The 18,387-nt window shown below is 59.6% G+C and carries 21 protein-coding genes; 14 read left to right on the top strand and 7 right to left on the bottom strand.

What is annotated here, in order from left to right; genetic code table 11:
* Positions 1-62: 62 nt before the first annotated feature.
* Positions 63-1,178 carry a Gfo/Idh/MocA family protein gene (locus NBG89_RS04305; protein WP_431321866.1) on the bottom strand — a complete coding sequence of 372 codons (1,116 nt, stop codon included), beginning with the start codon at positions 1,176-1,178 and terminating at the stop codon, positions 63-65.
* Positions 1,179-1,383: 205 nt separating this feature from the next.
* On the opposite strand from NBG89_RS04305, the gene NBG89_RS04300 reads away from it, so the two are divergent.
* The 5 genes from NBG89_RS04300 (at position 1,384) to iolB (ending at position 7,982) form a co-directional block, all read left to right on the top strand.
* Positions 1,384-2,247, top strand: a complete 864-nt coding sequence (locus NBG89_RS04300; RefSeq protein ID WP_431321865.1) for a MurR/RpiR family transcriptional regulator — start codon at positions 1,384-1,386, stop codon at positions 2,245-2,247.
* Positions 2,248-2,351: 104 nt separating this feature from the next.
* Positions 2,352-4,286 carry a bifunctional 5-dehydro-2-deoxygluconokinase/5-dehydro-2-deoxyphosphogluconate aldolase gene (locus NBG89_RS04295; RefSeq protein ID WP_431322776.1) on the top strand — a complete coding sequence of 645 codons (1,935 nt, stop codon included), beginning with the start codon at positions 2,352-2,354 and terminating at the stop codon, positions 4,284-4,286.
* A gap of 23 nt (positions 4,287-4,309) precedes the next feature.
* Positions 4,310-6,160 carry a 3D-(3,5/4)-trihydroxycyclohexane-1,2-dione acylhydrolase (decyclizing) gene (gene iolD / locus NBG89_RS04290; protein WP_431321864.1) on the top strand — a complete coding sequence of 617 codons (1,851 nt, stop codon included), beginning with the start codon at positions 4,310-4,312 and terminating at the stop codon, positions 6,158-6,160.
* Positions 6,161-6,222: 62 nt separating this feature from the next.
* The gene (iolE, locus tag NBG89_RS04285; RefSeq protein WP_431321863.1) at positions 6,223-7,140 is read left to right on the top strand and encodes a myo-inosose-2 dehydratase; all 918 of its coding nucleotides are present in this window, start codon (positions 6,223-6,225) and stop codon (positions 7,138-7,140) included.
* A 44-nt stretch (positions 7,141-7,184) separates the two neighbouring features.
* Positions 7,185-7,982 carry a 5-deoxy-glucuronate isomerase gene (gene iolB, locus NBG89_RS04280; protein ID WP_431321862.1) on the top strand — a complete coding sequence of 266 codons (798 nt, stop codon included), beginning with the start codon at positions 7,185-7,187 and terminating at the stop codon, positions 7,980-7,982.
* A 44-nt stretch (positions 7,983-8,026) separates the two neighbouring features.
* Here iolB and NBG89_RS04275 read toward each other — a convergent pair whose 3' ends face one another.
* Both NBG89_RS04275 and NBG89_RS04270 read right to left on the bottom strand, forming a co-directional pair.
* The gene (locus NBG89_RS04275; RefSeq protein ID WP_431321861.1) at positions 8,027-9,394 is read right to left on the bottom strand and encodes an MATE family efflux transporter; all 1,368 of its coding nucleotides are present in this window, start codon (positions 9,392-9,394) and stop codon (positions 8,027-8,029) included.
* 64 nt (positions 9,395-9,458) lie between these two features.
* Entirely contained in the window at positions 9,459-9,899 is a 441-nt protein-coding gene (locus NBG89_RS04270; RefSeq protein WP_431321860.1) for a glyoxalase superfamily protein, read from the bottom strand.
* Between the two features lie 336 nt (positions 9,900-10,235).
* Here NBG89_RS04270 and NBG89_RS04265 point away from each other — a divergent pair, with 336 nt between their 5' ends.
* Positions 10,236-10,568 carry a hypothetical protein gene (locus tag NBG89_RS04265; protein ID WP_431322775.1) on the top strand — a complete coding sequence of 111 codons (333 nt, stop codon included), beginning with the start codon at positions 10,236-10,238 and terminating at the stop codon, positions 10,566-10,568.
* 53 nt (positions 10,569-10,621) lie between these two features.
* On the opposite strand, the gene NBG89_RS04260 is transcribed toward NBG89_RS04265, so the two are convergent.
* Positions 10,622-11,068 (bottom strand): host attachment protein, encoded by a 447-nt coding sequence (locus tag NBG89_RS04260; RefSeq protein ID WP_431322774.1) that lies wholly within the window; start codon positions 11,066-11,068, stop codon positions 10,622-10,624.
* A gap of 378 nt (positions 11,069-11,446) precedes the next feature.
* Here NBG89_RS04260 and NBG89_RS04255 point away from each other — a divergent pair, with 378 nt between their 5' ends.
* Positions 11,447-11,842 carry a PilZ domain-containing protein gene (locus NBG89_RS04255; protein WP_431321859.1) on the top strand — a complete coding sequence of 132 codons (396 nt, stop codon included), beginning with the start codon at positions 11,447-11,449 and terminating at the stop codon, positions 11,840-11,842.
* 95 nt (positions 11,843-11,937) lie between these two features.
* On the top strand, positions 11,938-13,050 hold the full coding sequence (locus tag NBG89_RS04250; protein ID WP_431321858.1) for a pyridoxal phosphate-dependent aminotransferase: 1,113 nt from the start codon (positions 11,938-11,940) through the stop codon (positions 13,048-13,050).
* A gap of 134 nt (positions 13,051-13,184) precedes the next feature.
* On the opposite strand, the gene NBG89_RS04245 is transcribed toward NBG89_RS04250, so the two are convergent.
* Entirely contained in the window at positions 13,185-13,451 is a 267-nt protein-coding gene (locus tag NBG89_RS04245) for an SEL1-like repeat protein (protein WP_431321857.1), read from the bottom strand.
* Between the two features lie 434 nt (positions 13,452-13,885).
* Between NBG89_RS04245 and NBG89_RS04240 the strand changes: the two genes are divergently transcribed.
* Positions 13,886-14,224, top strand: coding sequence for a DUF2147 domain-containing protein (locus NBG89_RS04240; protein ID WP_431321856.1), 339 nt, complete (start codon positions 13,886-13,888; stop codon positions 14,222-14,224).
* Between the two features lie 59 nt (positions 14,225-14,283).
* Here the strand turns inward: NBG89_RS04240 and NBG89_RS04235 are convergent, their stop codons facing one another.
* The gene (locus NBG89_RS04235; RefSeq protein ID WP_431321855.1) at positions 14,284-14,982 is read right to left on the bottom strand and encodes a glutathione S-transferase N-terminal domain-containing protein; all 699 of its coding nucleotides are present in this window, start codon (positions 14,980-14,982) and stop codon (positions 14,284-14,286) included.
* 154 nt (positions 14,983-15,136) lie between these two features.
* Between NBG89_RS04235 and NBG89_RS04230 the strand changes: the two genes are divergently transcribed.
* Both NBG89_RS04230 and amn read left to right on the top strand, forming a co-directional pair.
* Positions 15,137-15,313, top strand: a complete 177-nt coding sequence (locus NBG89_RS04230; RefSeq protein WP_189637183.1) for a hypothetical protein — start codon at positions 15,137-15,139, stop codon at positions 15,311-15,313.
* A gap of 99 nt (positions 15,314-15,412) precedes the next feature.
* Positions 15,413-16,909 (top strand): AMP nucleosidase, encoded by a 1,497-nt coding sequence (gene amn / locus NBG89_RS04225; protein WP_431321854.1) that lies wholly within the window; start codon positions 15,413-15,415, stop codon positions 16,907-16,909.
* A gap of 9 nt (positions 16,910-16,918) precedes the next feature.
* Here amn and NBG89_RS04220 read toward each other — a convergent pair whose 3' ends face one another.
* A complete protein-coding gene (locus tag NBG89_RS04220; protein WP_431321853.1) occupies positions 16,919-17,053 on the bottom strand; it encodes a hypothetical protein in 135 nt (44 codons plus the stop codon).
* Between the two features lie 237 nt (positions 17,054-17,290).
* On the opposite strand from NBG89_RS04220, the gene NBG89_RS04215 reads away from it, so the two are divergent.
* From NBG89_RS04215 to NBG89_RS04205, 3 genes are read left to right on the top strand one after another with little or no spacing between them, the layout of a single operon-like run.
* Positions 17,291-17,650 (top strand): YciI family protein, encoded by a 360-nt coding sequence (locus NBG89_RS04215; protein WP_431322773.1) that lies wholly within the window; start codon positions 17,291-17,293, stop codon positions 17,648-17,650.
* 10 nt (positions 17,651-17,660) lie between these two features.
* Entirely contained in the window at positions 17,661-18,020 is a 360-nt protein-coding gene (locus NBG89_RS04210; protein WP_431321852.1) for a YciI family protein, read from the top strand.
* 4 nt (positions 18,021-18,024) lie between these two features.
* Positions 18,025-18,384: a YciI family protein gene (locus tag NBG89_RS04205; protein WP_431321851.1), complete on the top strand. Its 360-nt coding sequence runs from the start codon at positions 18,025-18,027 to the stop codon at positions 18,382-18,384.
* Positions 18,385-18,387: the final 3 nt, after the last annotated feature.

The raw sequence follows: 18,387 nt of genomic DNA, 5'->3' as shown, positions 1-18,387 counted from the left end.
CCGCGCGTTCCAGCAAAGGCCTACCCCCTGCCTCCAGCGCCGTCAACCTGAAGCGGATCGGCCTACGCGATCTCGATCCAGCGGCGCTCGTGGAATGACTGTGCCATGGCGTGAACAGACTTCTCTATCCTAAGACCGTCTTCGAATGTCACGATCGACGACGGCTCACCGGAAATTGCGCGGATCAGTTCGCGGCATTCGATAATTTTGAGATCGTTGAAACCGAGCCCGTGCCCGGGGGCCGGAATGAAGCGGTCGTAGGGCAGATGCGCCGGGCCGGCCAGTATCTTGCGAAAGCCCTGTTCTGAGCCGCGGCCTTCCGCCTGATAGAGTTCGAATTCGTTCATGCGCTCCTGATCGTACGCGATCGAGCCCTTCGAGCCGAAGATCTGCAGCGCGATTCGCCCTTTACGCCCCCAGGCGGCGCGGTTTGCCATCAGCACAGCAGAGATTCCACCGCCCAGACGCATCAGAACGTTGGCCGCGTCGTGATTCTCGACATCTCGGCGACCGCCTTCCTTCAGCGGCCGGCTACCGTAGGGCTTCACCATGTCAGTGATAACAGCCTCAACGTGGCCGAACAGATACCAAAGCAGCGACAGAGGATGCACGGCGAAATCATCCAGCGCCCCGTAACCGGCGGAAAGCTCGCTCTTCCAATAGAAGAAAGCATCGGGATCGGCCATGAAGTCCTCGTCCATCTCGACACGGATATGATTGACCGCACCGATCGCTCCTTCCTCGATCAAGACCTTGATATGCCGCATGACGGGATTCTGGATATAATTGTAGCCGAGAACGGCGACCTTGCCCGCGGCCCTCGCGGTGTTCAACATCCGCTCGGCATCAGCGTATGCCGGCGCCATCGGTTTCTCGCACCAGACATGCTTACCGGCTTCGAGCGCAGCAATCGCCATTTCGGCGTGGAACTGGTTCGGCGTGGTGACCGACACGACATCGACTTCGGGATCGGCGATCAAGGTGCGCCAATCGGCTGTTGCCTTTTCGAAGCCAAATTCGGAGGCGCGCTTATCGGCAAGGTCGGCATTGGCTTCCGCCAGATGGACCAGGCGCGGGCGTTCGACATCGCCGAATACGGTCTTTACCGCATTCCATGCGAGAGCATGGCATTTGCCCATATAGCCGGTGCCAATCAGACCGATTCCCAGTGATTTCATCGTATCTCCTCCAGATGCCGGCCGGATTTTTGGAATATTTAGATCATTTTGACAAGCGGCCCTTCCCACATATCTTTGCTGCGGTGACCCCGAAAACTGTTCAAAACACTTGGATTTCAATGCAATAAAAACAATTGGGCTCGCGCATGAAAATCATCTATGCTTGTAATTATGGAATGTTTATTTCGTTCGACGGATAGCGTGCATGGACAGTGACAGCAAAACGCCCACCAGGGTTCCGCGCGACTTCGAGAGCCTGCGCAGCATCATCATTGAACGGAAAGCAACCATGCCGAAGCGACTTGCGCAGGTCGCAGCTTTCGCACTCGGTAACCCCGACGAAATCGCCTTCGGCACGACGGCCAGCATCGCTGCGGCATCCGACGTGCAGCCGTCGACGCTCGTACGCCTCGCGCATCATTTGGGTTATGAGGGCTTCTCGGACCTGCAGAGCATTTTTCGCGAGCGCCTGCGCGATCGCACGCTGACATATGAAGAGCGCTTGGTGACGCTGGAGCAGGCAAGCGGCGAGGACGAGGACGCCAACCTGCTTTCCGGCTTCATTTCGGCCGCGAGCCAATCGGTCAACCGGCTGGCGGCCACCGTGCAGACGGATACCTTTGCCAAGGCCGTCGACATTCTCGCGGCTGCCGAGACGATCTATCTGATTGCCAAGCGACGCTCCTATCCGCTGACCGCGCATATGACCTATGCCTTCTCGAAGCTGAACATCCGCCACCAGATCGTCGCCTCGCCGAACGGCGTCGATCCGGAAATGGTGCAATTCGCGACGCAGAATGATGCGGCAATCGCAGCGAGCTTCTCTCCCTATGCCGCTGACAGCCTGAGCCAGGCCGAAGCGCTGGCGGATCGGGGCGTGCCAGTCGTTGCAATCACCGATTCGGCTTTTTCACCGCTTGCCGCCCGTGCCACTTGCTGGTTCGAGGTAGCGGAGGCGGACTTTGCCGGTTTTCGCTCGCTCTCCGCCTCGATGGCACTGACGATGGCGCTCCCCGTCGCCATTGCCGAGCGGCGGCGCAAACGAACCCACGCAAAATCGACAAAATGAAAAATGGAACAAACATTCCGAATTGACAACAATACGGAACCGATGTTTCATTACTCGCAATCAGCAGGCGCCAAGCCGTAGCTAAAATCTAGCGGGAGGACATGATGGCACAACCGAACTCGGGCTCACAGCCGGAACCGTCGCTTGACGTGATCACGATCGGACGCTCATCGGTCGACCTCTACGGGCAGCAGATCGGCTCGCGGCTCGAAGACATCGGCTCCTTTGCCAAGTCTGTCGGCGGCTGCCCTGCCAACATCGCTATCGGGACGGCCCGCCTGGGCCTCAGGTCGGGCCTGATCACCCGGGTCGGCAACGAGCAGATGGGTCGCTTCATAATCGAGCAGTCGGCCCGCGAAGGGGTCGAGACGAAAGGCATCAAGACCGATAAGGAGCGCCTTACGGCGCTGGTGCTGCTGGCCGTCGAGGCTGAAGGCGTGTCGCCGATGATCTTTTATCGCTCGGACTGCGCCGACATGGCGCTCGACGAGAACGATATCGATGAAGGCTTCATCAAATCGTCGCGCGCGGTCCTGGTGTCGGGCACGCACTTCTCCCGACCGAACACGGAAGCCGCACAGCGCAAAGCGATCCGCATCGCCAAGGCCAACGGCCGCAAGGTGATCTTCGACATCGACTATCGGCCGAATCTCTGGGGCCTTGCGGGCCACGCCGAAGGCTTCGAGCGCTATGTGAAGTCCGACCGCGTGTCATCCAAGATGAAGGAAACGCTTCCAGACTGCGACTTGATCGTCGGAACCGAAGAGGAAATCCTGATTGCCTCCGGTGCCGATGACGTGCTCGGCGCGCTCAAGGAAATCCGTCGCCTGTCGCCAGCAACGATCGTGCTCAAGCGCGGCGCCATGGGCTGCATCGTCTATGACGGTCCGATCAGCGACAATCTGGAAGATGGCATTGTCGGCGAAGGCTTCCCCATCGAGGTGTTCAACGTGCTCGGTGCCGGCGATGCCTTCATGTCCGGCCTCCTGCGCGGCTGGCTGAAGAACGAGCCGCTGAAAACCTGCGCGACCTGGGCCAACGCCTGCGGCGCCTTCGCCGTCTCCCGCCTGCTCTGCTCGCCGGAATATCCGACCTGGGCCGAACTCGACTTCTTCCTGAAGCACGGCAGTAAGCATCGCGCGTTGCGCAAGGACGAGGCGATCAACCACATCCATTGGGCTTCGACGCGCAAGGGCGACATTCCGCTTCTCATGGCGCTTGCCATCGACCATCGCTCGCAGCTCACCAGCGTCTGTGACGAACTCGGCGTCGACTACAAGAAGATCGTCGCCTTCAAGCGCCTTGCGGTGGAAGCCGCCGCGCGTGTTGCCGGTGGCCGCAACGGCTACGGCATGCTGATCGATGAGCGCTTCGGGCGTGACGCCTTCTTTGATGCGGCGACCAAGAACTTCGGCTGGATCGGCCGGCCGGTGGAACTGCCGGGGTCCAAGCCGCTGCGTTTCGAGTTCAGCCAGGATATCGGATCGCAGCTCGTCGAATGGCCGCTTGATCATTGCATCAAGTGCCTGTGCTTCTACCATCCAGATGACCCGGCAGAACTGAAGACCGAGCAGCAGGAGAAACTGCGCACGCTCTTTGAAGCCGCCCGCAAGGTTGGACGCGAATTGCTCATCGAAATCATCGCGAGCAAGAACGGGTCGCTGACCGACGATACCATCTCGACGGCGATGGAAGAGCTTTACGCGCTCGGCATCAAACCCGACTGGTGGAAGCTCGAGCCGCAGGCTTCGACGGCTGCCTGGAAAAAGATTGAAGCCGTGATCGTCAAGAACGACCCATGGTGCCGCGGGATCGTGCTACTCGGCCTCGAGGCTCCGGCGGACGAGCTGGTGAAAGGCTTCGAGGCGACGTTGGCGGCTCCTTCCGTCAAGGGCTTTGCTGTCGGCCGCACGATTTTTGCCGAGGCTGCACGCGGTTGGCTTTCCGGCAAGTTGAATGATGAAGAAGCGATATCAGACATGGCCGGACGCTTCCGCCAATTGACCGAGGCCTGGTTGAAAACCCGCGGTCTACATTAATTAAAGCATTTGGGAGGTGCCTCATGGGCAAGACTGTACGTTTGACGATGGCTCAGGCCGTTACGCATTTCCTCGAGAAGCAGGTGACGGTCGTCGATGGCAAGAAGATACCGATCTTCGGCGGCGTCTGGGCGATCTTCGGGCATGGCAATGTGGCCGGCATCGGCGAGGCGCTTTACCAAGTGCGTGGCGAACTGCCGACCTATCGCGCCCATAACGAGCAGGGCATGGCGCATGCGGCCATCGCTTATGCCAAGGCGAACTTCCGCCAGCGTTTCATGGCGTGCACGACCTCCATCGGCCCCGGCGCGCTCAATATGGTGACGGCCGCTGGTGTCGCCCACGTCAACCGCATCCCGGTTCTCTTCCTGCCTGGCGACGTTTTCGCCAACCGTGCACCGGATCCGGTGCTGCAGCAGATCGAAGATTTCGGCGACGGTACGGTTTCGGCGAACGACGCCTTCCGTTCGGTTTCCCGCTATTTCGACCGCATCACGCGGCCGGAACAGATCATCTCGGCGCTGAAGCGCGCCATGCAGGTGCTGACCGATCCCTATGATTGCGGCCCGGTCACGCTGTCATTGTGCCAGGACGTACAGGCTGAAGCCTTCGACTATCCCGAGAGCTTCTTCGAGGAGCGCGTCTGGACCACGCGTCGTCCGCGTCCGGATGCCGATGAGCTGGCAAACGCCATCGCACTCATCAAGAAATCCGAAAAGCCGGTCATCATCGCCGGCGGTGGTGTGCTCTATTCGCGGGCCACCAAGGAACTCACGGCATTTGCCGAAGAACACCGGATCCCCGTCGTCGTCACGCAGGCCGGCAAGTCAGCGATCGACGAGCGGCATCCGCTGGCGCTCGGCTCCGTCGGCGTTACCGGAACATCGGCTGCCAATGCCATCGCAACGGAAACGGACCTGATCATCGCCGTCGGCACGCGCTGCCAGGACTTCACGACAGGTTCCTGGGCGCTCTTCCAGAACGAGAAGCTGAAAATTCTCGGCCTCAACATTACCGCATACGACGCGGCCAAGCACGACGGCCAGACGTTGGTGGCAGATGCCCGCGAAGGGTTGAAGGCCATCTCGAGCGGGCTCGCCGGCTGGAAAGCACCGGCCGCGCTAGCGGAGAGGGCTGAACGGGAAAAGAAGGTCTGGATGGACGCCGCCGCGAAGGCGATGGCGAGCACCAATGCCGCCCTGCCCTCCGACGCCCAGGTGATCGGCGCCGTTACCCGTTCGATCGACCTTGAAAAGGCAATCGGCCTTTGCGCTGCAGGCGGCCTCCCGGGAGAGATGCACAAGCTTTGGCCGGCGACCGCTCCGGGCAGCTACCATATGGAGTATGGCTTCTCCTGCATGGGCTACGAGATTGCGGGCGGCCTTGGCGCTAAGATGGCGCATCCAGAGAAGGAAGTTTTCGTCCTCGTCGGTGACGGGTCCTACATGATGCTGAACTCCGAGCTCGCGACATCGGTCATGCTCGGCCTAAAGCTCAATATCGTCCTGCTCGACAACCGTGGCTATGGCTGCATCAACCGGCTGCAGATGGCGACTGGTGGCGCGAACTTCAACAACCTGCTGAAGGACGCGCATTACGAAGTCATGCCGGATATCGATTTCAGGGCCCATGCCGAGAGCATGGGCGCGATCGCGGTCAAGGTTGCATCGATCGCCGAGCTCGAGAAGGCGATTGCCGACTCGAAAAAGAACGATCGCACCTCAGTCTTCGTGATCGACACCGATCCGCTGATCACGACGGAAGCCGGCGGCTACTGGTGGGACGTTGCCGTTCCCGAAGTCAGCCCGCGCGAGCAGGTCAACAAGGCGCACGCAGCTTACGTCAAGGCGCGCGCCACCCAGCGCATCGGCTGATCGACTGATTTCACGGGAAGAGCGGCCCCGCTCTTCCAACAATGCCTTTGAGGAGACTATTGATGAAGGCCAAACTTGGCATGTCGCCGATCGCTTGGTGGAACGACGATCTTCCTGAACTCAGCGACGACGTATCCCTGGAAGAATGCCTGCGCCAATCGCGCAGCGCTGGCTTCACCGGCATGGAACAGGGCCGCCGCTTTCCGAACAATCCGGCCGAGATGCTGCCGATCCTGCGCGCCGCCGATGTGACGCTCTGCGGTGGCTGGTTCTCCGGCACGCTCGTTGGCGAGGATCTTTCCGCCAATAAGGACCGCATCGCGCCGATGATCGAGCTGTTCAAGGCCGTCAACGCGCCTTGCATCGTCTATGGCGAGGTCGGCCGTTCGATCCAGGGCGACCGCTCCAAGCCGCTCGCGACCAAGCCGCGCCTGTCGGATGACGAGATGAAGGCCTATGCGCGCAAGGTCACGCAGTTCGGCGAATGGTGCGCCGAGCAGGGTATGCCGCTATCCTATCACCACCACATGGCAGCCGTCGTCGAGACCGAGCCGGAACTCGACGCCTTCATGCGCAACTCGGGCGAAGGCATTCCGCTTCTGCTCGATGCCGGTCATCTGGCCTTTGCCGGCGGCGACGTGCTGCGCGCCATCGACAATCACCACGCCCGCATCAACCACGTCCACGTCAAGGACATCCGCAAGGCCGTCGTTGACGGGCTCGACCGCAGCAAACAATCCTTCCTCGATGCGGTAGCGCTCGGCGCCTTCACCGTGCCGGGCGATGGCTCGCTCGATTTCGGCGCAATCGTCAAGCGGTTCGCCGGTTACGGCTATGAAGGATGGTTCGTCGTCGAGGCCGAACAGGATCCGCGTAAGGCCCCCCCGCAGAAGATGGCGGAGATCGGCCATGCCGAACTGATGCGTGTCATGACCGCTGCGGGCTACACGGTAGAAACCGAAGGCTTCCCGAAGGGATAACATCCGCCCGCGCAAAAGCATTGAATGAAATGAAGGATACGTTCATGCCGAACCTTCTCGTAAAACCAAAGGGTGACCGCGGCCACGTCACCCACGTCACACCGGAAACAGCCGGGTGGACCTATGTCGGCTTCGACCTGCACCGCCTGAAGCCGGGCGAGACGGTCTCCGGCGGAGCCAGCGACCGCGAAGTCTGCCTCGTCTGGGTGTCCGGCAAAGGCAAGGCAACCGCCGCAGGAGAGGATTTCGGTTCAGTCGGCGGGCGCATGAGCCCATTCGAGGGGGCGCCGCATTCGCTCTATGTGCCGGCCGGCCCCGGCTGGTCGGTGACGGCCGAGACTGATCTGGAACTTGCCGTTTGCTCGGCGCCCGGTGGCGGCGACTACAAGGCGAAGCTCATCCCCCCCGGCGTGCATCCGCAATTCCAGCGCGGCAAGGGCTCGAATGTGCGTCTCGTGACCAACATCATGCCCGAGGACGACAACTCCGCCCACTCGCTGCTGGTGGTTGAGGTCATCACGCCGAACGGCAACACCTCCTCTTACCCTTCTCACAAGCACGACCAGGACAATCTGCCGAATGAGAGCCTGCTGGAGGAAACCTACTACCACCGCATGAACCCGCCGCAAGGCTTCGCCTTCCAGCGTGTCTACACAGACGATCGCTCGCTCGACGAGGCGATGGCGGTGGAAAATGGCGACGTGACGCTGGTGCCGAAGGGTTACCATCCCTGCGCCACCATCCACGGCTATGATCTCTATTATCTCAACGTCATGGCCGGCCCGAACCGGGTGTGGAAGTTCCACAACCAGCCGGAGCACGAATGGCTGCTGAAGGCCTAGTAAAGGCAACAAAGCCGCGCCCCACGAGGCGCGGCTTTCGTCTGTCATACGGGCAGTAAGCCATAGTGCCAGCCTTTGCTTCTCGCGAGGTGAAGAAGCACCCAGCCCGCAAGCAGGAGCATGCAGACTTCCGCGAAGACCGGCACCATCCAGATGCCCATCTCACCGAAGAGGTTGGGCAGGAGGAAGGTCAGCGGCAGTGTGAAGAGATAGGACCGCGGCAGGCCGAAGATCGCTGCGCGTTTCGCGTCGCCGATCGACTGGAAGTAGCCTGAGAGCACGATCATCTGGCCGAATAGGAAGTAGCAGCCGACCGTCCAGGGCAAAATGCGCGCCACCTCCCCGATCACGACAGGATCACGGACGAAGATCAAACCGAATCGTCCGGCCAGAAGCTCAACGAGCAACTCGACCGATGCGCAATAGACAAGCGCCGCAACCAGTGCGATCAGCAGGCTGCGGCCGACGCGATCGGAAAGCCCTGCCCCGAAATTGTTGCCTGATATCGTCTGGAAGGCGATGTTCAGGCCAAGCAACGGCAGATACGCGAAGGTCATGATCCGCGTGATGATACCGTAGGCGCCGATAGTCGCCACGTAGTCGGACGTGCCCCAGAGCGAGAGATTGAAGATGACGGCCGCCGAGCTCAGCGAGATCCCGATGAAGCCGAGGCTCATGGGCATGCCCAGGGCGAGAATGGTCTTCCACTCGCCTGCGGCAAACCGGGGCGCCGGCCGCAGAACTTCGGCTCTCCGCCAGCGATAGGCGAGGATCGCGGCGAGGCAGATCGCCTGTGCCGAGACAGTACCGATCGCCGAGCCGGCAACGCCCCATTGCATCACCGCCATGAAAAACCAGTTGGCGGCGATGTTGAGGAGCGATGCGGCAAGCGTCGCCGCCGTCATGAAGCCGATCCGACCTTCGCAGCGGAGCGCATCGATGTTCAGCGACAGGCAGAAGGCGATGGCGGACGAACCCACTATGATCCCCATGAAGAGCCTGGCATTTGCGGCAACCGCCATGTCACCCTCGGCGGCGGCCCCGATGATCCGCCAGCCGAAGCTCCAATAGGCAACGTTGATCAGCCCGACGACGGCGATCGCCAAAAGATGTGCCGTGGTGAAAGTCCGGCGCGCGGTCAGCGTGTCTCCGGCGCCGAACTGGCGGGCGAGGATGCTCGCCATGCCTTTTGAGACCAGGGATTGCAGGGCGATGATCATCATCAGCCCGGGAAAGATCAGCGTGACGGCCGAGAGCGCCGCGGGTCCGACATAGGCACCGAGGAAACAGGCGTCGACGACGGCGAAAAGACCGTTGATCGCGGTGATCATGATGATCGGCGCTGCAGTGCGAGCGAAGACGACCGACAGAGGCGCGGTCAGAAATGCGTTCCGTTCACTATGGTTTTGCATGGGGAATCCGAGTGTGCTGGCGCGAGCGAAGGCCCGCCGCGCCGAAGGAGGAAAAACGGACGGCTCAAATATCGAGAACGAGGTGGGGAACACCGTTCGACGTCTTGCGCGGCGACACGCCGCTGCCGTCGACCTGCGCATTAATGCGCTGACGGAAAGCGGAAAAGCTCTCGAAAGTCACGACGTCCACCCGCTCGTCGAAATGAATGGTGACCTTGTAAAGTCCGCCTCCCGGCTGACCAGCGAGCGCCAGGATCCTGCCGCTGAACGGCTGGTTCAGGTAGCGGCCGCGCACCTGGGAGCCGACGGAAAGGGCAGCGATCGGCTCCTCGTTCGGCCGCGTCGCGAGCGCGGAAAGTGTGTTCCAGTCGCGAACACCATGCTGGTGAGCAACGAGTTCGAGGGCAGCGCTGTGAGAGATCGCAGTGCCGCGTGCTTCCATCGCCTGGCGAAGGCGCTTGGCCTGCGATTTTAGTTCTTCAATTGTTGGGTATGCGGTGGTCACGGATTCAGCCTTTCGGAAGGCATGCCATTTCGACCGTTACAAGGAGCTCGCGTTGCCCGCAGTCAGCATGCACCAAATGGCTGTGACTGAATTTTGCCGAGGACTTCACCATGGACTTCGTCCGCGAGCGGCCGGCGCCTCGAGCCGAGTTCGATATGCTCGAAGGGCGGCGGCGTGTCAAGCCGAACCGATCCGTCCCGCCCTGCCCAATAATGAGCCATTCTGCTTTCCAGACAGGCGTAAGATTCGGATTGTAGAGGGATTGTTCAGAAATTGTCAGCAATCTTGCGCTAATCTCGAAGCGTATAACAAGCGGAGGCTAGCATGGCCTTTCAAATGCACCTCGACACAGAGCACCCGCAGCCCGAGCAGGCTTACCGGGAATTTTCGCTCGATCGCCCCGGCAAGATCATTTTCGTCGGGCACCACCTCAGCACAGGAACGCAAGTCCGCTGCCTGATCCGCACGATCACGCTGGCCGGCGCAGTGCTGGAGGTCAACCCGAACCTCGAGGTCCCGAACCACTTCTTCCTTGAGATTTTCGGTATTCACGACGAGATCGGCTCGACGGTGGTCAAGCGTGAGGGAGATCTTGTAACGATCAGCTTCAACATGCTGATCAATCCGGAATTCCTGCATCACGTCTTGCGGCTGAATTTCGAGAGCTGAAAAGCGGGTACGAACGGCGAGGTCCGTATCCACATCCACCGCTTGAAGTCTGACTAGGCCACCAGATGTCGTTCGATCTGCTCGACGGGCAAATTGATATAGTCTTTGGGGACCTCAGCCGAAATTGCAGCCTGAACATCTGGGCTCAGATTGCCGCGCAGCGCGCCGAGCGCCCGCGGTGGCGCGACTAAGATGATGCGACGCGCCTGTTTCTCGCGCACCAGCAAGTCCATCTTTGCCGCAACTTGTTTCAGAAACTCCGTTTCGGCGTGCTCGTGCCAATCTGTCTGCTGCATGGCACTGCCACTCAAACCATCTGAGGCATGAGTTCGACCGGGCTTGTCCGAGCCGATTTCCCGATCCGGTTCATTCGGCTGAGACAAGGTTTCCTCCACCTTGAGGTTCAGATATTCCACATCGCCCGCATTTCGCAGGATCAATGCCTTGGCGCCATCGCAAACGACCACCCACGATTTTGACGGAACTCTGACATCTATCATTTTGATTTCCTCGCTCTGCGATTCTGGAGCGCCAGACGCGCCGCCGACAATTAGGCAAACGTGCAAACTCGCAAAGAGTTCGATGAACACTTCGCGACAATTGCGGCACTTGGCGATCCAATCATCGTCGCGCGCGCAAGCCAATCTTGCGGCCCTAGGAGGCGACCGCGGCGATGACCAAACTGGATCTCTGCTGAAGCGCGTTTCTCGCCGCCTGTCCGCTTGACCGCTCGAACACTCAGTTAGGGCGCGCAACGGCCGCAAAAAGGGCTGTTTCGTTAAAATTGTATTTTCTTCTTTGACAATTGCGCAAAGCATTCGTGTGAGGCTCCCATAGAAGAGGACCGGGATGAGCTTGGTTCAACGGAGACACGCGGGATGTCGATGCTTCGCGCCACCCACCTTGCGACCGTGAAATCCGCGGTCTACGAGACGCGCTGGGAACAATTCAACGTAAGACGGCCCGCGCGAATCGTTGCGGTTCGACCCTGCCTCACTGGCATTTCCATCCGCAGTGCCGAGATCGTCGACATCTCACGCGGTGGCGCCACGTTTGTCGTGTCATCGACCGCCGGTCTGCCAAAGCACTACTACCTCAATATTCTTGGCCTCGCCTATCGGATAGGTTGCGCGGAAGTCTATCGCAACAACGAGCGCATCGGCGTACGGTTCATCAATACAATCGACCCAGAAGTCCTCCGCCGGGTGGTGCGCGCCGACTTTATGGCTGGCAACGTGGAAGCGCTCGAAGCCCGCGGATCCATTCGCATGTAAATCGCCTATACTAGGGGAATAATGTTTCTTGCCTTGGCAGCCGCAGGGCCTATTGTCGGTTCGATTTTTCACATCACTCAGGAAATCGCTCCAGCATGTCCGCCTTCTCGCGCTTCACGCCGCTTGCTAGCGCCCTTCCCTCCACAGTTCCTTTCGTCGGCCCAGAGGCGATCGAGCGCGAACGTGGCCTTCGGGTCAAAGCGCGCATCGGGGCCAACGAGAATGGCTTCGGCCCTGCCCCGTCGGTGCTAGCGGCCATGCGCGATCAAGCTGGCGATATCTGGAAGTACAACGACCCGGAAAACTATGCGCTTAGGGCGGCACTCGCCAACCATCTTGGCGTCGGAATCGACTCCATCGCGATAGGCGGCGGCATCGACGAACTGCTCGGCCAGATCGTACGCCTCATTATCGAGCCGGGGGCGCCTGTCGTGACGTCGCTCGGTGGCTATCCGACCTTCAATTTCCACGTTGCAGGCTTCGGCGGGCGGCTCGTCACCGTGCCCTATGCCTGTGATCGCGAAGATCTCAACGGCCTTCTGGAAGCCGTCAAGCGCGAGAGCGCGCCTCTGGTCTATTTCGCCAATCCGGACAATCCGATGGGAAGCTGGTGGGATGCAGAAAGCATCGTCGCCTTTGCTCGCGCACTACCGGAAACCACGATGCTGATCCTCGACGAGGCCTACAGCGAGACCGGTCCGGCCGGATCTCTGCCTTCGATCGACGCGCTCATCGATCTGCCCAACATTGTGCGCACGCGCACCTTCTCGAAGGCCTACGGCCTGGCCGGCGCGAGGGTCGGCTACGTGATTTCGACACCCGGCACCGCCCGCGCGTTCGACAAGATTCGCAATCATTTCGGTATGAACCGGCTGGCGACGGTCGCAGCAGTCGCGGCGCTCAAGGATCAGGAATATCTCGCCGAGGTGGTGGGAAATATTCACCGCGCGCGCGACCGGATCGCTGGTATCGCCAAGGCCAACAACCTGCTTCCGCTTGCTTCTGCAACAAATTTCGTTGCGATCGACGCCGGACGCGACGGCACCTATGCCCGCGCCATCGTCGACGGCCTGATGCAGCACGGCGTCTTCATTCGCATGCCAGGTGTTGCTCCGCTCAACCGCTGCATCCGCGTCAGTGTCGGACCGGATGCCGACATGGCGCTGTTCGAGGAAGCACTACCGCAAGTGCTCAAAACGCTGGGCTAACGCAAAGAACCGCGCGGGCCTTGTTCCTGCCGGTCACGGTTACTGTTCGTGGCATAGGCCTTGTCCAAAGCCCGCCGGCCCCCTCTTTTGAGGTTGTTATTGGTTTCGCGCCCCGCGTTGGCGGGGAACAGTCCTTAGTGGACCGTCATCCATTCGCGAGCAGCCCGTAGTGCCTCTACGATCTGCATCTTGTCCATGCCCGCAGCGACATCAGCGCGAAGCTCGGCGGCGCGGTCGTTGCCTTTGATCGCCGCGATGTTCAACCACTTGTGAGCGGCGACCAGATCCACGGCACAGCCGCGGCCGGTCGCATACATCAGACCCATTTCGCAGAAGATGTCGGCGTTGTTCTCGCCACCCATGGTGGCCATTTCAACATTGTGCATTTCAAAGCGTGCCATCGGTTTTGTCCCTGTTTAGCCTGTTGTCGACTTACCCTGTCTTACCTTCGGGCCTGCCGTCTATCGCGGCTTTGGTACCCTTCGGTTCGGCGAGTTTGCCTCGCTCGTTTGATGGTTCCACTATGCCAACGCGCCTTCAAAAAACGCCTAAAATGCATGATTAATTTGAGACAAACAAAGTGCAAATGCTTGGTAAAATTGGATTTTTGTTAAACATCGAATTCCTTGCCGATTAAGGATTTTCGACACAATTTTACGGAATATTCAGATCTGAAAATTAACCTTCCGTTCACCACGAAATCAGCTTCAAATAGCTGAAACGGAAGATTTCACCGCCTTGCGGTCACAAAAAACACTCGTTTTTAGCGGCAGAAACGCATTTACGTTTACGTTCGCGTCATATACTTTCCCGCCGGGACATTGGAGAGGAACGAATGATCCGCACACTTATTCTCGCTGGCGCAGTGGTGTTTGCCGCCGGAGCAGCATTTGCAGACGAACCGATCGTCGGCAATTGGAAGACGGCTTCGGGCGATACCGCCCATATTGCATCCTGTGGCGGCAGCTACTGCATCGTACTCAAGTCCGGCAAGTATGCCGGCAAGAAGATTGGAACGCTCGCGGGAAGCGGCGTCACTTATACCGGCCAGATCACGGATCCGGCCAATGACAAGACCTATAGCGGATCGGGCAACGTTCTCGGAAATTCGCTGAAGATGAAAGGGTGCGTCCTCAACGTGCTCTGCAAATCGCAGACCTGGACCCGCCTATAAAAGGACAAACATCAAGAAGAAGCGCCCGGAACTAGCCGGGCGCTTTGTCTTATCCGTTGTCAGCGAGCGCGCTGATTGAAAAGGATCTTTTGCGCTTCCTTGTCATCGGCTAGATTGCTGCGCTCGCGCTCCTCCTTGCCGATCGCCGTACCGCGGATGACGGCTGGACGCGCCATCACTGCGTCGAACCAGCGCTTGAGATTGGGAAACTCGTTGAGATCCTGCCCCTGCCTTTCGTAGGGGATTACCCAACCGATGCTCGCCATGTCGGCGATCGAATACTCGCCGGCGAGATATTCGCGCTCGGCTAGCCGTTTATTCATGACGCCGTATAGGCGGTTCACTTCGTTGGTATAGCGATTGATGCCGTACTCGATCTTCTCTGGCGCATAGCCGCGGAAGTGATGCGCCTGGCCAGCCATCGGACCCAATCCGCCCACCTGCCAGAAAAGCCACTCCTCGATCTGGACGCGTATGCGCTCGTCTGCCGAATAGAATTTCCCGAACTTGCGACCGAGATATTGGAGGATAGCGCCCGATTCGAAAACGGAGATCGGCTCTCCGCCCGGGCCATCCGGATCGATGATCGCCGGCATGCGGTTGTTTGGCGCGATCTTCAGGAATTCAGACGCGAATTGCTCTCCTCGGCCGATATTGACGTACTTGACCTCGTAGGGAACGCCGAGCTCCTCGAGCATGATGCTGATTTTCCAGCCATTCGGCGTCGGCCAATAATAAAGTTCAATCGGTGCGGTCATGAAAGTCTCCATTGCGGGACTCCTGACATAAGCAGCCTCGGCCACGCTTCAAGCGCCCGATTTCCTGAACGCCTGATGAATTGCGATCTCAGCACCGGTTCAGCCACAACGTGGCAAAACTGTCTCAACGCTAAGGCGATACCGGGGCAAAGTCATGGATATGCTCATTTTGGCAAGACGCTTCACCATCATCACGCTGTTTGCGGCGGTCTTCGCCGTCAGCTTTTCGGCGGTCGTCAACCGCAATGCGGGCGGCGGTGTGCAGTCTCACTTCGGAGCCAACTATACCTGCGTCGACACAAGCAGCCCGTTCTGCAGAACAATCCGCTAATACCGCCCCTCTGCGGCGCCAAGGGGCGCCGCCAAGAAATCCATGCAATCTCCTCCGCCGCGTCGTTTGCTTGTTAAAAACAACACCCTATAATGGCGCATGAGCAAACGAATCTCTTCCCCCCTCGACATTTCGTCCCCCTCTCCTTTCATTCCGCAAACGTTCGACGACCCGGTCAACGCTGTCGACGTGCTGACGGAACTCTACGAGCGCAACACTACCTTCCTGATCGAAAGCTTTGCCAAGCTCGCCAAAGGCGCGCCGATAACATCGCGCTATCGCGCCTACTATCCGCAGGTCAGCATCGAGACGACCAGTTACGGCCACATCGATACCCGACTGTCCTACGGCCATGTCACCGCGCCCGGAATCTACACGACGACGATCACGCGACCACAGCTCTTCCGCCACTATCTGAAGCAGCAGCTTGGCCTGCTGATGAAAAATCACAACGTGCCCGTCATCGTCTCTGAATCGACAACGCCAATTCCGCTGCACTTTGCTTTCGGAGAGGGCGCGCATGTCGAGGCATCCGCCGCGGCATTCATGGACATTCCGATGCGCGACCTGTTCGACACGCCGGACCTCAACACGACGGACGACGAAATCGCCAACGGCGAATACATTCCGCCACCGGGGGAACCTTCGCCGCTTGCTGCCTTTACGGCGCAGCGCATCGACTATTCGCTTGCCCGCCTTTCGCACTACACCGCGACCAGCGCCCAGCACTTCCAGAATTTCGTGCTGTTCACGAACTACCAGTTCTACATCGACGAGTTCTGCGCGTGGGCACGGAAGCTGATGGCGGAGGGGGGCGACGGCTATACGGCGTTCGTCGAACCAGGCAACATCGTCACGCATGCGGGTTCCAATCAGCCCGAGACCGACGTTACGCTTTCACGCCTGCCACAGATGCCTGCCTACCATCTGAAAAAGAGGGGGCATGCCGGCATCACCATGATCAACATCGGCGTCGGCCCATCCAACGCCAAGACGATTACCGACCACGTGGCAGTGCTTCGCCCGCATGCTTGGCTGATGCTCGGCCACTGCGCGGGCCTGCGCAACAGCCAGCGCCTGGGCGACTACGTGCTGGCACACGCCTATATGCGCGAAGACCATGTCCTGGACGACGATCTGCCCGTCTGGGTGCCGATTCCGGCGCTGGCGGAAGTGCAGGTCGCGCTTGAGGGCGCCGTTGCAGAAATCACGGGTTACGAGGGCTTTGAACTGAAGCGCATCATGCGCACCGGAACCGTCGGCACGATCGACAATCGGAACTGGGAGTTGCGCGACCAGCGCGGCCCCGTGAAGCGTCTGTCCCAGGCTCGCGCTATCGCGCTTGATATGGAATCCGCGACGATTGCTGCGAACGGCTTCCGCTTCCGCGTGCCCTACGGCACCCTGCTCTGCGTATCGGACAAACCGCTGCACGGCGAACTGAAGCTGCCGGGTATGGCCACCGCGTTCTATCGCACACAGGTCAACCAGCATTTGCAGATCGGCATCCGTGCGATCCAGAAGCTTGCCGCAATGCCGCCGGAAGCGCTGCATTCGCGCAAGCTCAGAAGCTTCTTCGAAACGGCCTTTCAATAGGCCGTTTCGTTACTGGCGTGTGGCGGCAACCGCATTGGTAGCGAGCTGACGCTCATAACGCTCGCTGGCAGTATCAAGCACGAGGGTAGCAACCGCCAGAAAGGCTGCAGCCGCGGCAAACCGGGTGATCACGGCCTTCGTCATCGGCAATTCCGTATCGGTCCGATGACGTGTTTTGCTCTGTTGGCGGCCTGCTCGGATGCAGTTCGCCAGCACAATCTCGAAAAGACCCATCGTCGTCACTCCACATTGTTGACGACACTTGGTCGAAGCCGGCATGCTCGTTTCGACCTGAACTTCAGCAAAAAGATTTTTTCGCTTCCTGTCGAAATCGCCCTAGGCTGATCGTCCAATGATTGTGACAGCCAGGGAGCACGAATGATGAAATATCTCTGCCAGGTATGGTTCGAGCCCGCGACGCTTGAAGCCATGACCGATGAGGAGAAGAGGAACCTCGACAGGGCGTCCGTTGCCTATGACGACGATCTAGTCGCCAGCGGGCATATGCTTACCGCGCACGCGCTGCAATCACCGAAGAATGCCGTAACTGTCCGCGTCCGCAACGACGAGATGTCTGTGACTGACGGACCTTACGCGGAAACGAAAGAGCAGCTCGGCGGCTTCATTCTGATCGACGCGAAAGATCTGAACGATGCCATTCGCGTTGCGGCCGGCATCCCACTCGCAAAGCTGGGATCAATCGAGGTTCGGCCGATCTACGATATTCCGGTCCACGATTGAGGGAGACGTCATGAAATATCTCTGCCAGATCTGGTTCGATACCGAGAAGAGCAAGCTCGTACCGCAGGAAGAGTGGGATGCGCTGACGCAAGAGTGCATCGCAAGCGATGACGATTGGCGAGACCGCGGCGTCATGCAGGCCGCGCTTGCCCTACACGCGCCCGAAACGGCCGTAACCCTGCGTCTGAAGCAAGGCGTCACAACGGCAACCGACGGCCCCTTTGCCGAAATCAAGGAACACCTCGGCGGCTTCGTGCTGATCGAAGCCGCGGATATGGAGGAAGCGAAGGCGATCGTCTCGACACTCCCGATACTGAAGTATGCCTCGATCGAGATTCGCCCCGGCTATTCCATTAAAGACGGAAGGTGATGTCATGCGCTATGTTTGCCTAATCTACAATTCGGCTGATATCGACGGCCGCCAGACGGCGGCCGAAACCGAAGCTGTCGTTCGCGCCCATTTCAGCTTTGATGAAGACCTGCGCGATCGCGGCGCGCTGATCCATGCCGATGCTCTGGAAACGCCCGACAAGGCGGTCGTATTGCGGGTACGTACGAACGAGATCAGCATGACGGACGGTCCTTACGTCGAAACGAAGGAGCATCTGGCTGGCGTCTATGTTATCGATGCCTCGGACATGGATGAGGCCACCGCAATCGCCGCTGGAATTCCCTGCGCACGAATTGGTGCCGTGGAAGTCCGCCCGGTGAGGATATTGACGCTACCGGAGTAGACC

The sequence above is a fragment of the Rhizobium sp. YTU87027 genome (assembly GCF_050644135.1).
Classification (GTDB): Bacteria; Pseudomonadota; Alphaproteobacteria; order Rhizobiales; family Rhizobiaceae; genus Rhizobium.
The sequence above is the reverse complement of the archived record's forward strand: the minus strand, read 5'-3'. Positions and strand labels throughout refer to the sequence as shown.

What these genes read in the sequence shown, in the direction of transcription:
- NBG89_RS04305 (WP_431321866.1), bottom strand. Translation starts at nt 1,178, where the DNA reads ATGAAATCACTGGGAATCGGTCTGATTGGCACCGGCTATATGGGCAAA.
- NBG89_RS04300 (WP_431321865.1), top strand. Translation starts at nt 1,384, where the DNA reads ATGGACAGTGACAGCAAAACGCCCACCAGGGTTCCGCGCGACTTCGAG.
- NBG89_RS04295 (WP_431322776.1), top strand. Translation starts at nt 2,352, where the DNA reads ATGGCACAACCGAACTCGGGCTCACAGCCGGAACCGTCGCTTGACGTG.
- iolD (WP_431321864.1), top strand. Translation starts at nt 4,310, where the DNA reads ATGGGCAAGACTGTACGTTTGACGATGGCTCAGGCCGTTACGCATTTC.
- iolE (WP_431321863.1), top strand. Translation starts at nt 6,223, where the DNA reads ATGAAGGCCAAACTTGGCATGTCGCCGATCGCTTGGTGGAACGACGAT.
- iolB (WP_431321862.1), top strand. Translation starts at nt 7,185, where the DNA reads ATGCCGAACCTTCTCGTAAAACCAAAGGGTGACCGCGGCCACGTCACC.
- NBG89_RS04275 (WP_431321861.1), bottom strand. Translation starts at nt 9,394, where the DNA reads ATGCAAAACCATAGTGAACGGAACGCATTTCTGACCGCGCCTCTGTCG.
- NBG89_RS04265 (WP_431322775.1), top strand. Translation starts at nt 10,236, where the DNA reads ATGCACCTCGACACAGAGCACCCGCAGCCCGAGCAGGCTTACCGGGAA.
- NBG89_RS04260 (WP_431322774.1), bottom strand. Translation starts at nt 11,068, where the DNA reads ATGATAGATGTCAGAGTTCCGTCAAAATCGTGGGTGGTCGTTTGCGAT.
- NBG89_RS04255 (WP_431321859.1), top strand. Translation starts at nt 11,447, where the DNA reads ATGTCGATGCTTCGCGCCACCCACCTTGCGACCGTGAAATCCGCGGTC.
- NBG89_RS04250 (WP_431321858.1), top strand. Translation starts at nt 11,938, where the DNA reads ATGTCCGCCTTCTCGCGCTTCACGCCGCTTGCTAGCGCCCTTCCCTCC.
- NBG89_RS04245 (WP_431321857.1), bottom strand. Translation starts at nt 13,451, where the DNA reads ATGGCACGCTTTGAAATGCACAATGTTGAAATGGCCACCATGGGTGGC.
- NBG89_RS04240 (WP_431321856.1), top strand. Translation starts at nt 13,886, where the DNA reads ATGATCCGCACACTTATTCTCGCTGGCGCAGTGGTGTTTGCCGCCGGA.
- NBG89_RS04235 (WP_431321855.1), bottom strand. Translation starts at nt 14,982, where the DNA reads ATGACCGCACCGATTGAACTTTATTATTGGCCGACGCCGAATGGCTGG.
- NBG89_RS04230 (WP_189637183.1), top strand. Translation starts at nt 15,137, where the DNA reads ATGGATATGCTCATTTTGGCAAGACGCTTCACCATCATCACGCTGTTT.
- amn (WP_431321854.1), top strand. Translation starts at nt 15,413, where the DNA reads ATGAGCAAACGAATCTCTTCCCCCCTCGACATTTCGTCCCCCTCTCCT.
- NBG89_RS04220 (WP_431321853.1), bottom strand. Translation starts at nt 17,053, where the DNA reads ATGACGAAGGCCGTGATCACCCGGTTTGCCGCGGCTGCAGCCTTTCTG.
- NBG89_RS04215 (WP_431322773.1), top strand. Translation starts at nt 17,291, where the DNA reads ATGAAATATCTCTGCCAGGTATGGTTCGAGCCCGCGACGCTTGAAGCC.
- NBG89_RS04210 (WP_431321852.1), top strand. Translation starts at nt 17,661, where the DNA reads ATGAAATATCTCTGCCAGATCTGGTTCGATACCGAGAAGAGCAAGCTC.
- NBG89_RS04205 (WP_431321851.1), top strand. Translation starts at nt 18,025, where the DNA reads ATGCGCTATGTTTGCCTAATCTACAATTCGGCTGATATCGACGGCCGC.